Genomic DNA, 14,388 nt, shown 5'->3' with positions numbered 1-14,388 from the left:
CTGTTCATGAAGGATAGCGTGGTACGGCGTGGTATGAACACACCTCTCCAGTATAATCCTTATGCTTCTGTTAAAATACGTTGCCCAAGTGCTTTAAGGTTCTCCATGACTTGCAGATATGGATAAGGCCCGTAGCTGATTCGTGCTACACCTAGTGTTGCCAGTTGTCTGGGTGAAGGTTCGTTGGAGGTTACCATCACGTTGACGGGAATTGGCGAACGGTCACATAGTTCCTGAATCCAGTGCTGGTCCTGTAAACCTGGAATGAATATACCGTTTGCTCCTGCTTCCGCATATGCCTCGGACCGTGCAATTGCTTCGTTAACTAACGCTTCATTATGTTTCTCAGCAACTTGTTGTAGAAATAAATCTGTGCGTGCATTGATAAAAAGGGGAATGCCTGCCTCACTTGCAGCTTCGCGAGCAACGGATAATCTCAGACATTGTTCTGTGACGCTGTACAAACCTTCACCATGTGGCAACTGGTCCTCGATATTGATGCCTACAGCCCCATGTTCAATAATTTGCAACACGTTTTGCTTCACTTCTGACACAGACCTGCCATACCCTCCCTCTATATCGATGGTTACAGGCAGATCTACACTCTTTGTAATACGTGCAAGATTAGCAAGCACCAGTTGGAACGGCAGAGCTTCACCATCCTGTTCCCCATGAGCGGCGGCAACAGACCAGCTTCCCGTAGCAATAGCTTTGGCACCTGTAGATTGAATGGTCTGTGCGCTCCCGGCATCCCACACGTTCACCAGTACGAGTGGTTGTCCCTTCACATGATATTGATGAAATTGTTCAGCTTTTTCTTTCTGTGTGCAATGGTTGTTTTTCATTTTGGCTCACTTCCTTTACAGAAATAGATAAGGTGCTTTTACTGAAAATTCCTACTGTAATGACATCTGTCGCTCGTGCTGAAGCAGCCAGTTTTTACGTGTTAGTCCTCCTCCATAACCGCCCAGTTCTCCGCTTGTATTAATGACAAGGTGACATGGAATAACAATTGCTAGCTGATTAGCACCATTGGCCTGTGCCACTGCTCGGCAAGCAGACGGTTTCCCAACGGCATTTGCGATCTCCTGATAGGATCTCGTTTCCCCGGCTGGGATAGCTAATAAAACTTCCCAGACTTGTTTTTGAAATGGTGTTCCTAAACAGAACAACGCTGTGTCGAACGCTGTCCTTTTGCCGTCGAAATATTCATTTAATTCCCTTTCAATCGATCGAATAGGTGCTGTTGTGCCAGGTACAATCGCAGATTTAGTACGTTTGCGCAGGCGTTCCACCTCACGTTCCAGCCCTCGGCGATCAATGAATTCAAGCAAATATAAAGCCTGCTCATCCGCCACAGCCATCATAGGGCCAAGACGGGTATCGATCCAGGCTGCTTTCAATATCCGTTCCTCATCTACATGGGTAGGTGCAGCTCCCATAATTCGCGAAAAGGCATCCCGAAACCCGCTGCTCGACTCATACCCAGTAGAGAGCTGGCTATCGATGACGGTACGTCCTGAGCGAATATGCTTCAGCGCCAGTCCCATACGCCGAGCCCGTGCATATTCGACAAAGGTCATCCCGAATCTTTTTTTGAATTGACGGCGGGCTGTAGATTCATCCATGGATAATGCTTTAAAATCCTGTCCCTTCCAGCGTTTCTCCGGCTCCTTCTCTACAGCTTCGATCAGCATGCGAACCACATCCGAAACATGATTGGGGTGAGATAAAGGCTTACAACGCTGGCACGGACGGAATGACGCAAGCAGGGCCTGCTGGGCCGTTTCATAAAACTCGCAGTTCTCAAACTTTGGCTTCCTCGCAGGGCAGGTAGGGCGACAGAAAACACCCGTTGTTTTAACCCCGACATAAAATAAACCTTCATATTCTGAATCTTTGGCAACCAGCGCCTGATAATATTGTTCTTTCAGATCGGCAGAGATCATTGAACCGCACGTCCTCACTTCACTAAAATCGTAATCTTTTCCTTAATTATAGGGTAGAATCACATCTCCCATCACCGAAAATCAGGCATCAATTCTGGATTCTAATTTGCTTTTTTATCCCAAACCATGAATTGTTCAGAATTTGTTTAGAATGAAGTGATAACATTGACCTATGTATTTAGTTAAAAGGTAGTAATATGTGCCTACTTAAAGTTTAGTTAGATAGAAAAAAATTGTTTTTAAATGAAAAGATATAGAGAAATCATGCGGAGATTGACGAAAAAGGGAAGATAAGAATCGGAGGTCAGATCAAGATGAGATATTCTACGTATAAAAGCATTCACAAACATGAACAGGTTCTGATGGCAAAACCAGAGTTTACGTATGAAAAGCATACTTCTATGTTTTCCTTGCGAGATCAGATAACACGCCGAGCAATGATTAAATTTCTCATTACGATTACTGTATTTATTGCTGGTTGCAGTGTAGTGTTCAAGGCTTCAGCTGGTGATCAGCCGGTACATCTGAATCAGCAGATCGTTGTATCTTCAGGCGATACACTGTGGAGTATATCCCTTGCGAACAAACCAGAGCAGATGGATACTCGGATTTATGTCGAAGCGCTTAAAAATACAAACCAATTGGCCCACGGAACAATTCAAACGGGACAAGTGCTGGATTTACCGCAATTTCGTCATTAATCATTAGAAATGGCATGATTCTGCTCCCCAACTTCTTGGCTGAAAACTCATACGTTCATCACTACGAAAAAACAGTTGCAATCTGAATTTTTAAATCATTTACATATTATGGAGCTTCATGAGGGACGATATGGTGTAGTGATGATTAAGGTTCACGTTCCAATCTGTGTGAGAAGGATGCAAGAAGAATGGAAGGGAGAAGATGAAGTATGAAACTGACGATCAAGAGGTCTGCACTTTATACAGCTGTGTTATGTATGGTCATTGTCGTTAGCGCCTGTGGCGCGAAAAATAATAAAGAGTCTGTACAAGAGCACGCTTACCCGCAGTCCAAGCAACCGATCGAGGAGGCTGGACAAAGCTCTATACCTAATGCGGATGCCAAAAATAACAAGGACCAGAATAGCGCACAAGGCGAAGAGAGCAAGATGCAGATGCAATCTGACGCTGCGGCGACATCAGAGGAGATTGACATTGTCATTGATCAATCGGATAAACCGATGGAGGGTAACAGCTTTGATTTTGCGATCAAACAAGTGCCCAAAGGTTACAGTCTAACGGAAATGCGCTGGACATCCAACACGGTAACGATTGTGAATACGATGCAGGAAGCGATCGAGCATGGCGGGAGCGGAGAGGACGGCTTTTATTTTAGCGGTAATGGACAGTTCTCAGGCTTTATCTATTCGGACGAGATGAAGGGTGAACGCGGAAAAGCCACATTTGTATTTACCAATGATGAGGGTAACATGCTGATGTCCGAGAAGGAGATTCAGTTGAAGTAAATATATGTTAAGCAAGAAGTGGAATGGATTCAGCTCCTTCGTTCGTATAGAACGGAGGAGTTTTATTTTGCAGTTAGGATTCGTTTCAGCGGTATAAAATTCATAATGCAAGCTATACTAGAGTATTGAATGATGTTTAACTTGTTTTAAGTTAATTTAACTTGGTTATTGAATTTAAGTGAAGAATGACATAATATAGGAGTGTGAGGTGAATTGATTATGCCTATTACATATAGCGAGAAGAGTCTATTTAACAAAAATTCAAATCATATTGCTAGGGAACTTGCTTTCAAGTTAGGCGATTATGAGAACAGTGTTCTGCTGTTTAAAGTACTTGCACATGCTTTGCGTAATAATGAAACCCTTATACAAGAGTTTGACGAAGAAATTTTTGATAATCATGAAGCCTTTCAAAAAGGATTTGAGCAATTGTTGCAGCACGCTCTAATCGTCGCCACAGAAAAGGATGTAGAATTTGTATATCCAAAAGATAAAAAAGATATCGCTGAAGAATATACACCTAGCCAATTAGCCCAGTTTTTCGGTGTTAGTGTCATGACGATTCACAATTGGCTTAAACAAGGCAGATTCATTGGTGTTCAAAAAGCGGCTGCTAATAAACATAATAAGATAGCAGATGATACAGCCTTTAGGATGTCATCAGGGAAAGTCGTCACTGTTCGTGATGTTGTGGATATGTGGAAGAAGCAGGAGGATGAATCTATAACAAAGGAAGAGAACGACTTGGAATATTACACTCGTCAAATCTCGTTTTATGAAGAAAAATACGGTGGTGAATTTGAACAAACGCTCGGGACACAAAGTGAACTGACATCTGAGGAAGAAACCGATGCTCAAGTTTGGCAACACTTGCTTGGGAGGCAGAGACTTGAGTTTAAAGATACCGAAAAGTAACTTTAACTTCATAGAGGTAAACTTTTCAGACATCATCTCCGAAATTCGAGAAAGTGCAAATGGAATTCGAAGTGATAACAGGAGTATTAGAAAAACAATCCTGTTTCATGATTTCTCTAAATTAATTTGCATTGAGGAACTGGATAAGCGTCGATGTTTCATTGAGTTATATTGGTATGATTGGTACGATAGCAACAAACAATTGATCATGAAATTCCACGCTCATAATCACCCAGTCGGCACACCTTCTTCTATTACAAAATATGATCCATTCCATATTCACTCTGGTGATGATGAAAGACATCATAATGAAAAGTTCCGTGAATTAAATGATATTCTTGAATTTATTCGATTAAGACAACTGAGTATGAGACGTTAGATGACATTAATATTAGTAAGGCCTCCTCAAGTATCCTCTTTGTAAGGGGTATTGAGGAGGCCTTTTGACATCTGACCACTACATAAATTCAAAGAAATATCGAACGACGTGGAACATGACCGGCGAGGTGTAGGTGAGACTGTCGACCCGGCTGAGATAACTCTTTTTGAGCGCGTCTGACTTGTTGTCATCTCCGATCAGCAAATCACGCTTCAACACGGATACGGTGAGGCTGCCGAAGAACCCGGCGAGCCCGATCAGCGCCCCGATGAACAAGGAGAATTGCCAATCAAATGGTGTAAGATAGGAATGGATGAAATAGGAGGTTGCCGTCGTGACCAGGAATGCACACACAAACCCTTCCCATGTGATAAAAGGATTGGCTGTAGGCACCACTTTCCGTTTGCCCAAATATAGAGATACGAGATAGTGCACCACATCATTAAGCTGTGTCAACACCACAAGGAAGAGGACCAGCTTTGATCCGTACTCGGGTGAGGCAAACGGGAAATAAGCCAGATGACTTAACCCAAATACCATCAGCATGAGTCCCCACTGAGTAGAACTGACACTGCGCAGGAACCCGATCGTTCCTTTGTTGATCAGACGTGGCATGGGCAAGACGAGAAATACATAGAGCGGAATAAAGATAATAAACATGCCATACCATCCAATGTATATCCAGTAAAACTGCACCGGGATCGCGAGATATGCCCAAAGAAACAGACGACGGTCGGCTTTGCGGGTGTTGCGAATCATGGAGAAGTATTCTTTAAGTGAGAAAAATGCAAGCACCATGAGCGAGATCAGCGAGACGATGGGATTAAACAGGGTAGCGAGGCAAAAGATGGCCAGCATGCCCCACCAGGTTTTGATTTTCGTTCCAATGCCCGAATAATCCTTGTCCGGCTGCAGTTTAGCAATGACTTTGTACACAATATGTATAACGAGTAAAGCTGCAAAAATCAGGGTTAATGTGAATAGAGAGCTGTTCATGTACGAAGATCACCTGCTTATTCAATATGAGATTCCAATATAGGGTACCTATGTTATTATGAAGGAATAGTGCCAACTTGATAAGGGGAAATATGAGGATGACCGAAGAACGTTCGATTTATATTTTGCTGACAAATACAGGTACGCTGTTCACAAGAGTTATTCAGACTTACACCAAAGCGCCGTACAATCACGCTTCCATCTCGTTTGACCGGGAATTAACGGAATTGTACAGCTTCGGCCGCAAACATCCGAGCAATCCGTTGAACGGTGGGTTTGTGAAGGAGGATATCCAGACAGGGACGTACAGTAAATATCCGAATACGACATGTGTCATCTACGAGCTTCAAGTATCGGAACGTGAAGTGGAAAAAATGAAGCGTGTGCTGCACATTTTCATACGCAGTCGCCAGAAATATATGTACAACCTGCTCGGCGTTCTTGGCATTACGCTCAAGGAACCGGTGGAGTTCAGTAACTCCTATTTTTGCTCACAGTTTGTAGCCGAGATATTGCAACGCTCAGGGATCAAGCTGTGGAACAAGCTACCTGCACTTGTGACCCCGGATGATTTTCGCCAGTGTGAGCAGTTGAAGCTGGTTTATGAGGGAAGATTACGGGAGTATAAACCGGAGGTTCAGGACGGGGAAGATTAAACTTAATCAATGTTAGTCAAAATTCAGGTCCAAGAAAAGTAGGTCGAAAGAATTTGTTTGATAGGGGATTAATGATGAATAAGGTAAAAATGTTTTATTCGAATTTAAGTGATTATGTTGGTAAGCATCCTTTTATAGGTCTTGTTCTTCTGATTTTTTTTGCCGCCAGTGGTGCTTTACTTATATATAACTTTGGCAAAGATATCGGGGAATTCATCCAGTTGAGGCAGTCAAGTTAGGTAAAGGAAAAACAAAATGTATTGATTAGTAGTCTTGTTTCTATCTGGGATAAAAAAGAAGAAACCGCCCCCACGGGTGGTTTCTTTTGTTAGTCTTTTGAGATTGGACAGCTATAGGGATGTATAGGTCTTAAATAATGTTTTAAACAGTATAAATGTTGAAATTTGACGAAAAAGATGAAAAAATAGTCCGTTTTATCTGCTGAAAACGGTTTTATCACCTAATTTTTACCCTTTTGTTCAGAATCCGTTCAGAGTTGTGTACTACAATAGGCCTATCTATTTAACAGAAAAGATAGAGCAAGTATTTTAGAATGAGAACATCTGAGGAGGATGAAAATGGGCAAGATCCGAAAATCATTTAGTTTATTCGTCGTTTCACTCATGTTGCTACAGGGAGCGTTAACTGGTGCTGGTCCTGCGGGGGCAACACCGGTTGACAGTAATTCAACCTCTACAACAAGCACGAATTCACCCGTCAATACGGAATCATCTGATCCATCGAATAATACGTCGACAAGCAATAGCAATGAAGTATTAGATAATAACAGCGGTACGGAACAAAACAGCAGCGGCGGTTCAAATACAGAGAGTACAAATAATAATGAGAACACGGGTAGCACGGGCAACACAAATACGAACACGAACACTAGCCCTGAGAATAATGAGGGTACTGGCAGTAACAATAACTCCAATTCGGGAAATAATAACTCGTCCAACGAGGAATTAAATCCACTCGAAGAGTTGAATAATGCTCGTGTAAGCAAAAGCGAAGCAGAAATCCTTGCCATTATTAAAAGCCCAGATTGGTTGGAGCTTCCAGAAGGGTTTAAAAATCTCCATCCAAATGATCAGTTGATTGTTGCTCGTGCGGTAAAGAAGTTTATACCTTTCAATGAAAAGTACGATACAAATGCTCAAGTGCAATATGCTTTGGAGGTTGGATACAAAGGCCTCATGACATTCCTGCAAACCGATGTAGTCTTGTTTAACCAGCATTTGGAGGATTTATATACTCATTTGAGTAAGGTATCTCAATATACGTCTTCCCCTCTGTTTATGAGTTTACAAGGACTTGGTATGAAGTATCTCTCGTTCTCGAAAGTGGATAAAGAGTTATTGTCTAATATCGCTAAGCGTTTTACGCATGATGAGGATATCTTTACGAAGGATTCCTATGGTTTCTTCCTTATGCTGCTGATGCAGTATTCACCTATTAACAGCTCAGACGGAACTGAGGGAATGGCCAATGCTTTATTGAAATTGCACACCTTCCAGAAATTGATAGAACAAGAAGTAGTAACGAATGAAAAGTTCCCTCTGGATTTCAGCAAGATGTCCAGTTTTGCAAATGATGAGGTCAAAATGGGACAGCTCGCTCAATGGATGCTTGACAAGAAACCGGTTGAAGGATATCAGAGTTATGAACAAATTCAGAAGGCATTTAATAGTTACTTCGGTCCTGTAATCACTCCCACAGACCCTGATTCTTCAACAGGAGGTGGCAGTAATTCTGGGGGTAACTCAAACAACAATAATGGCAACAATACTGGTGGTAACTCGAGCAGCGGTAATGGTAACGGGGGCGGTGGATCAACTGCACCAGCAACGAATGTATCAACAACCAAGCAAGAGCAGATCGTGGTGGATGTGAATAGCGTTAACGGCACCAACCTGACCAAGACACCAATCACACGTACAACCGAAACCAACGGTACGGTTAAAGATTTGGTGAAAATGACAGATGCGATCGCCAAACAATCGGTTGAAAAGGCAAAACAACTGGGTAGCAATACGGCACGCATTGTGATTCCAGATACGAAAGATGCTGTGTCTGAGACTCGGGTTGAAATTCCTAAAACAGCTGTCAAAGATCTAAGTGACGGTTCGATGAAACTGGAAATCTCAACAGAGAATGCAGTCATTTCAATTCCGACGAAATCAATCAACGGCTTCGATCAAGACTTGTACTTCCGCGTAGTTCCACTCAAAAAGGAATCGGAGCGCAAAGACTTGGAAGAGCGGGCGAAGAAAGAGCAAGTGATTCAGCAAGTTGCTCCAAATACGAATGTTCGTGTACTGGCTCGTCCAGTTGAGATCGAAACGAATATGCAGAGCCGTGAAGTGACGCTGACTTTGCCGCTAGGTAACAGCCTGCCAACGGATGCGGCAGCTCGTCAGCAGATTTTGGATAACCTGGCTGTGTACATTGAACACAGTGACGGTACCAAAGAACTGGTACAAGGCAAGCTCGTGAAACTAGCTAATAACAGCGAAGGCATTGAGTTTACGGTAACCAAGTTCAGTACGTTTACACTGGTTGTCGTGGATGGACTGAAAGCTACTCAAAAGACAAATCACCCGTACATCCAAGGTTTCGGTGCAGATTTCCGTCCAGATGCATTGGTTACACGTGCTCAGATGGCTGCAATGCTGGCTCGTAATCTGCCGGGTGAAACAGCAACAGCTACGGTGGCAGGGACAACCTTTGCCGATGTAGCCGCAACACATTGGGCAACAAGTGAGATTCAACAAGCACAAGCCGCAGGTATTATGAATGGTCTGAGTGGCACAGCGTTTGCACCAGAAGGTTCGATTACGCGTGCACAGATGGCAACAATCGCGTACCGTTGGTTGCAGAAACAACAAACGAACGCTGTAACAACGGATACCACAGGAACAGCATCAGAAGTATCTTCCTTTACGGATGTAGCCGCGGATCTGTGGGCAGCCGATGCGATTGCCTATGTGCAATCCGCAGGCCTGATGACGGGTTACAATGATGGTACATTCAAACCAGACAGCAAACTGACCCGTGCAGAAGCAGTAAAAGTGCTGAACGTCCTGTTCAAACGTACACCGCTGACAGGAGTGGCGACGCCATCCTTTAGCGACGTGCCTGCAACACACTGGGCCTACGCAGATATTGAAGCTGCAGCACAGAAGTAGTTTTTTAACTAAAAAGATGGAAGCAAAAAACCACCCGAGGGGGTGGTTTTTTGTGTATCTACTGAGATTGAAGTAGCATAGGGATTATGAAAATCATGAATAATGTTTTCACAGTATACTATAACGTAAATAAGCATGAGAGGTGAAAGGATGAAGCTCAATAAATCTGTTTCCATTATAGTGCTCATCACGGTTGCTTTAGGTTTCATACTGGGATGGTATCTCCATCCGAGTAGTGAACTGGAGAAATGGGAGCCAGATCTAATAAATCTTTATCGCGCTGAAGAACAGAAAACAATACATAAAAAAGAAGATCCGCAACGTTTTGACCAGATTCTCTCTTTAATTGTGTTTGAAAAAGGAGATATGATGTCAGGTGGCAATGCTCCGTTATCAGAAGATGAGGTCAATGATATAAAAAAGGGTGGCGCCATAGAATATGTCTATAATGAACCAATTACAATAGAGATGAACAATGGCAATAACTCTGCAGAAAAAGTGAAATTCAAATCAATTCTTTTTCCTGTAGATGATAAGTGGAATGGTGCATGTTACATTCAAACAACAGATTTCACATATTTGTATTTTGAATCAAGGCCAAGTTTATCTTTTATACTTAGACATATGTAGGTTTCAAAAGAGCTGCCCCAAAGCCATTCATCGGCTGGGTACAGCTCTTTGTTGTATATGCTTATTTTATAATGGATTGATCTCCATCTCATATCTGCAACTCAATCTACTCTGCTAAGATCCAACATCTTTAAGTCTATGCTCAGCAGGGCTAGTTCTGCTGTTCCGGTATTTCTGCTTGTTGTTCATAGAGCCTACCCTCTCGCAAACGATCCACGAATCCTTGAAGCCAGACATAGTATTGCTCTGCATGCTGGAGTTTGTGCAAATCTCGCAAGGCCTCTTCCCGTTCTTGTGCAGTTGTATGTTCCGATAGAATTATGGTTGTCAGGTCAGGGATGACCTCGCGGATGCCTTCCAGCATCACATCCACTTCCCGTTGCAACTTTAATCCGAAGAAGTTTTGAAACGTGCGAAAGAAGTCAGTCTCCGCCACATATTGATCCTGCCGTTCCTTTTTCTCGTCCAGCTTATAGATCATTTGAGATTCGGTTAACGAACGAACGGCATAACTCATGTTGCTTTTGCTCATATTCATAGAGGTTTTCATCTCTTCCAGCGTCATTGGACGGTCTTCGAAATACATCACGCCATACAATTTACCAAACGTATGATTAACCCCATATAAGTCCATCGTATTGGCAATCGCCTCGATGACTCTCTCCCTTAGTGCAGACCGATCAGGTAACGATAAATGATTCGGGTTCCCGGCAATTTCTTTTCCCACAATGTCACCTCGGCAATAGAATAAACGTTTCCATGAACATATTCATATTTTACATGACTCCTTCGAATTTTAACACAACCCCGAAATAGATTTTTCAATTCGAATGTACAATCATTTTTGTACAGAAGATTAAACAAGTCAATATATATCTATAAATTGCCAATTGTTAAAGAAAATTTGGACAATAAGGAGTGGGAGAATTGCGTTTGAAATGTTGGAGGGAGTCGGAGGCGGTTCTATTCACGTTGCCTGCTCTAATCCCGCTGTTGATTTTCTGGCTGGGGCCTCTGGGATACATCGTATATCTCAGTTTTACGGACTGGGACTTCATGAGCCCGGACAAGCTGTTCGTCGGGTTGGATAACTACACGTACCTGCTAACGAACTCTGAATTCTATCGATCTTTGAAAGTTACGCTGTTGTTCGGACTCGGGAGTGTGATCCCTACGATTGTGGGAGGACTTGCACTAGCGATGCTGATGAATAGCAAAATGAAATCATCCGGTATTTTTCGCACATTACTCTTTTCACCATGGGTGACACCAACGGTTGCCGTATCCATCGCTTGGTCATGGATTTTTGAACCGCAAGTGGGTCTGGCCAATCTGATACTAGGTTGGGCGGGGATATCGCCGATTGGATGGCTTCGTGATATGGACTGGGCACTGGTTGCTGTGTTGATTGTAACCTTGTGGAAGTCCATTGGTTGGGCGATGGTGTTCTATCTGGTAGCTCTGCGGAATCTGCCGTCCGATCTGCTTGAAGCAGCTTCTATTGACGGGGCGGGAGCTTGGGACAAGTTCAGAAGCATTACGTTGCCGCTGATCTCGCCAACGACCTTTTTCCTCTCCATCATTCTGACCATTCAATCGCTGCAGGCTTATGACCAGATTAATGTCATGACCCAAGGCGGCCCGGCGGGTTCAACCCGAACGCTGCTGTACATGTACTATCAGTCTGCTTTTGAATCGTTTAATGTCGGAGAAGCTTCATCGATCGCTGTAGTTATTATTCTGATCTGCGTGCTGTTATCGGGAGTGTCCTTCCTGCTTGGCAGACGCCTGGTGCACTACTAATGACAATGACTATGCCAAAAAGTAAAACTAGCCAAATGAAGCCCAGAGAGATGCATAAGGCATCCCGTAAAAAAGTAAAAATCAGTGCCATCCTTCGCTATCTGGTGCTAGCTATTATTGCACTTGCCACTGCCTTTCCGTTCTATTGGATGGTCATTAGCGGATTCAAAACAAATGATGAAATCTGGCAGTTCCCACCGACCTTCTGGCCGGAGACATTTCTGTGGCAGAACTACGTGGATGCCTGGAATGCTGCACCGTTTGCACGGTACATGCTGAACAGCACCGGGGTCGCCATAGCGATCTGTCTGCTCCAGATTGTGAACTCCAGCATGATGGCATACGCCCTGACTCATATGAGATTCCGCCTCAAAGGAACGTTGACCGCCATCATTCTGGTGGGTTACATGATCCCGAGCACAGCCGTATATCTGCCAGGTTACTTGGTGTTAAGTGAGCTGAATCTGCTGGATTCCTACACGGGCCTGATCGTATCCAACTGTGTCAGTGTGTTCTCCATTTTCCTGATTCGTCAGGCCTTTATGCAGGTGTCTCATGAACTCGTGGAAGCCGGACAGCTGGACGGGGCATCGCATTTCCGCATTCTCTGGACGATTATTGCACCGCTCGTTCGCTCCAGCTTCGCCGTGATGGTGCTGATTACATTTATCGAACAGTACAACAACTATTTCTGGCCAATGCTCATCACCAAAGACCCTGACCTGCAGCTGGTATCTGCCGGGCTGCGAAGTTTCTTCGTGGAGGGCGGAGCCTATGGCCTGGCCTGGCCGCAGATTATGGCTGCAAGTGCGTTTACCATCGCACCTTTACTTATTCTTTTCGTGTTCACCCAGAAAACGATCATGCAGAGTGTTAACATGACGGCTGGCGTCAACAAGAATTGATATGCTTCACCTTTTGCCTAATAAAGTCACCCAAAAACAGGAGGAACAACAATGAATTGGAGCAAGCCAGGCATGACTTTAAAAAAGAAAATGAAGCTGAGCTGGAAAGGTGGCATGTCGCTGGTACTTGCCGCAAGCTTCGCTTTAATAACCGCTTGTGGAACACAAGCCCCGGCAGAATCGAATTCAACGGCTGCTGCTAGCGGCAGTACGGACACACAGGCCAAAGCACCAGTGGAGATTGAGTTCTGGTATGGGCTGGGCGGTAATCTGGGTGACAATATGAAAAAGAAAATCGATGCCTTCAACGCCTCGCAGAATGAAGTGGTTGTGAAGGGCATTGTACAAGCGGACTACACCGAGACAGAGCAGAAGCTTCAAGCGGCCATTGCGTCCAAGAAAGTACCTGCCGCCGTTCTGAGTGCCAATATTGACTGGGCGCGCAAAGGTTACTATGCACCTATGGATGAGATGATCGCGGCTGATCCGGAATTCAAAAAAGATGATTTCATTCAAACGTTCCTGGAACAAGGGAATGTGGATGGCAAGCAGTTCTTTTTACCGATGTATGGCACGACTCAAATTATGTACTACCGTATGGATACCTTCAAAGAGAACGGAATTGACCCGGCAAGCCTGACGACATGGGAGAAATTTGCCGAGGCTGCCGCGAAGATGACCAAGAAGGAAAATGGTAAAACGACCTTCTACGGCTGGGAGCCGATGTGGGGTAGAGACAACATGATCGATGCGGTCATGGGCAAAGGCGGCAAAATCCTCAGTGATGACGGTAAAACGGTGTTGATTGACTCCCCTGAATGGATCGAGACATGGGAACTTTTCCGTAAATGGATCAACGAAGACAAAATCATGGGCATTCAATATGGCGGTCAAGGCTGGGAGTATTGGTACAAGACCATTGACGATGTGATGAAAAATAAAGCGGCTGGATACACCGGTTCAAGTGGCGACCAAGGCGATCTGGACTTTAAAATCGTTGCGGCCATGCAACAGCCAGGCTGGGAAGGCATTGGCGAAGGCAAACCGGTAGCGAGTGCAATCCTTGCAGGTATTCCGGCAGCAGCTAGTCCAGAGCAACAACAGGCAGCGTATAAATGGCTGACGTATTTTTCCAAAACCGAGAACACCGCTTCATGGTCGATGAACACAGGTTACATTGCGGTACGCCAATCTGCACAGCAAGATCCAGACTTCAAGAAGTTTAGCGAAGAGAACCCACAGATTACCGTACCATTGCAACAGGCAGCACATGCTTCAGCTCCATTCCGTGATCCAACAGGCGGCAAAATTAACGATGCCCTGAAAGAAGCAGCGGATAAAGTGCAGATCAACAATGTTCCTGCAGAGCAGGCGCTGAAGGAAGCCAAAGAGAAAGCACAGAAAGAACTGGATCGAATCGCTAAATAATTCATTGTAATACATGAAGTTTGCATCTTCTCTCATGTATAAGCTTTAGTGCC

General features: G+C 44.1%; 15 protein-coding genes. 11 read left to right on the top strand and 4 right to left on the bottom strand.

Going from position 1 to position 14,388, the window contains the following annotated elements:
- Window positions 1-59 precede the first annotated feature (59 nt).
- Together AC1VYS_RS28145 and AC1VYS_RS28140 are read right to left on the bottom strand one after the other, a co-directional pair.
- Window positions 60-845: an isocitrate lyase/PEP mutase family protein gene (locus AC1VYS_RS28145; RefSeq protein ID WP_482912382.1), complete on the bottom strand. Its 786-nt coding sequence runs from the start codon at window positions 843-845 to the stop codon at window positions 60-62.
- 51 nt (window positions 846-896) lie between these two features.
- Complete coding sequence (locus AC1VYS_RS28140) at window positions 897-1,949, bottom strand: bifunctional transcriptional activator/DNA repair enzyme AdaA (protein WP_482912381.1); 1,053 nt, start codon at window positions 1,947-1,949, stop codon at window positions 897-899.
- 314 nt (window positions 1,950-2,263) lie between these two features.
- On the opposite strand from AC1VYS_RS28140, the gene AC1VYS_RS28135 reads away from it, so the two are divergent.
- The 4 genes from AC1VYS_RS28135 (at window position 2,264) to AC1VYS_RS28120 (ending at window position 4,729) form a co-directional block, all read left to right on the top strand.
- Complete coding sequence (locus AC1VYS_RS28135; protein WP_482912380.1) at window positions 2,264-2,650, top strand: LysM peptidoglycan-binding domain-containing protein; 387 nt, start codon at window positions 2,264-2,266, stop codon at window positions 2,648-2,650.
- A gap of 209 nt (window positions 2,651-2,859) precedes the next feature.
- The gene (locus AC1VYS_RS28130) at window positions 2,860-3,435 is read left to right on the top strand and encodes a hypothetical protein (RefSeq protein WP_482912379.1); all 576 of its coding nucleotides are present in this window, start codon (window positions 2,860-2,862) and stop codon (window positions 3,433-3,435) included.
- A 219-nt stretch (window positions 3,436-3,654) separates the two neighbouring features.
- Entirely contained in the window at window positions 3,655-4,350 is a 696-nt protein-coding gene (locus AC1VYS_RS28125) for a helix-turn-helix domain-containing protein (RefSeq protein ID WP_482934444.1), read from the top strand.
- The gene (locus AC1VYS_RS28120) at window positions 4,325-4,729 is read left to right on the top strand and encodes a toxin-antitoxin system TumE family protein (protein ID WP_482912377.1); all 405 of its coding nucleotides are present in this window, start codon (window positions 4,325-4,327) and stop codon (window positions 4,727-4,729) included. Before AC1VYS_RS28125 ends, AC1VYS_RS28120 begins: the two co-directional genes overlap by 26 nt.
- Window positions 4,730-4,807: 78 nt before the next feature.
- On the opposite strand, the gene AC1VYS_RS28115 is transcribed toward AC1VYS_RS28120, so the two are convergent.
- On the bottom strand, window positions 4,808-5,725 hold the full coding sequence (locus tag AC1VYS_RS28115; RefSeq protein ID WP_482912376.1) for a phosphatidate cytidylyltransferase: 918 nt from the start codon (window positions 5,723-5,725) through the stop codon (window positions 4,808-4,810).
- A 98-nt stretch (window positions 5,726-5,823) separates the two neighbouring features.
- On the opposite strand from AC1VYS_RS28115, the gene AC1VYS_RS28110 reads away from it, so the two are divergent.
- From AC1VYS_RS28110 to AC1VYS_RS28095, 4 genes are all read left to right on the top strand, one after another.
- Window positions 5,824-6,381, top strand: coding sequence for a hypothetical protein (locus AC1VYS_RS28110; RefSeq protein WP_482912375.1), 558 nt, complete (start codon window positions 5,824-5,826; stop codon window positions 6,379-6,381).
- Between the two features lie 74 nt (window positions 6,382-6,455).
- The gene (locus AC1VYS_RS28105; RefSeq protein WP_482912374.1) at window positions 6,456-6,620 is read left to right on the top strand and encodes a hypothetical protein; all 165 of its coding nucleotides are present in this window, start codon (window positions 6,456-6,458) and stop codon (window positions 6,618-6,620) included.
- Window positions 6,621-6,959: 339 nt separating this feature from the next.
- On the top strand, window positions 6,960-9,569 hold the full coding sequence (locus tag AC1VYS_RS28100) for an S-layer homology domain-containing protein (RefSeq protein ID WP_482912373.1): 2,610 nt from the start codon (window positions 6,960-6,962) through the stop codon (window positions 9,567-9,569).
- 150 nt (window positions 9,570-9,719) lie between these two features.
- The gene (locus tag AC1VYS_RS28095) at window positions 9,720-10,199 is read left to right on the top strand and encodes a hypothetical protein (RefSeq protein WP_482912372.1); all 480 of its coding nucleotides are present in this window, start codon (window positions 9,720-9,722) and stop codon (window positions 10,197-10,199) included.
- Window positions 10,200-10,350: 151 nt separating this feature from the next.
- Here the strand turns inward: AC1VYS_RS28095 and AC1VYS_RS28090 are convergent, their stop codons facing one another.
- The gene (locus AC1VYS_RS28090) at window positions 10,351-10,926 is read right to left on the bottom strand and encodes a GbsR/MarR family transcriptional regulator (protein WP_482912371.1); all 576 of its coding nucleotides are present in this window, start codon (window positions 10,924-10,926) and stop codon (window positions 10,351-10,353) included.
- Between the two features lie 200 nt (window positions 10,927-11,126).
- Between AC1VYS_RS28090 and AC1VYS_RS28085 the strand changes: the two genes are divergently transcribed.
- The 3 genes from AC1VYS_RS28085 to AC1VYS_RS28075 are packed head-to-tail and all read left to right on the top strand — an operon-like array spanning window position 11,127 to window position 14,335.
- Entirely contained in the window at window positions 11,127-12,002 is an 876-nt protein-coding gene (locus AC1VYS_RS28085) for a carbohydrate ABC transporter permease (RefSeq protein ID WP_482912370.1), read from the top strand.
- Window positions 12,003-12,052: 50 nt separating this feature from the next.
- Window positions 12,053-12,907, top strand: a complete 855-nt coding sequence (locus AC1VYS_RS28080) for a carbohydrate ABC transporter permease (protein ID WP_482915152.1) — start codon at window positions 12,053-12,055, stop codon at window positions 12,905-12,907.
- A 51-nt stretch (window positions 12,908-12,958) separates the two neighbouring features.
- Complete coding sequence (locus tag AC1VYS_RS28075) at window positions 12,959-14,335, top strand: ABC transporter substrate-binding protein (protein WP_482912369.1); 1,377 nt, start codon at window positions 12,959-12,961, stop codon at window positions 14,333-14,335.
- The last annotated feature ends 53 nt before the right edge of the window (window positions 14,336-14,388 follow it).

This window comes from Paenibacillus sp. G34, assembly GCF_056856875.1.
The sequence above is the reverse complement of the archived record's forward strand: the minus strand, read 5'-3'. Positions and strand labels throughout refer to the sequence as shown.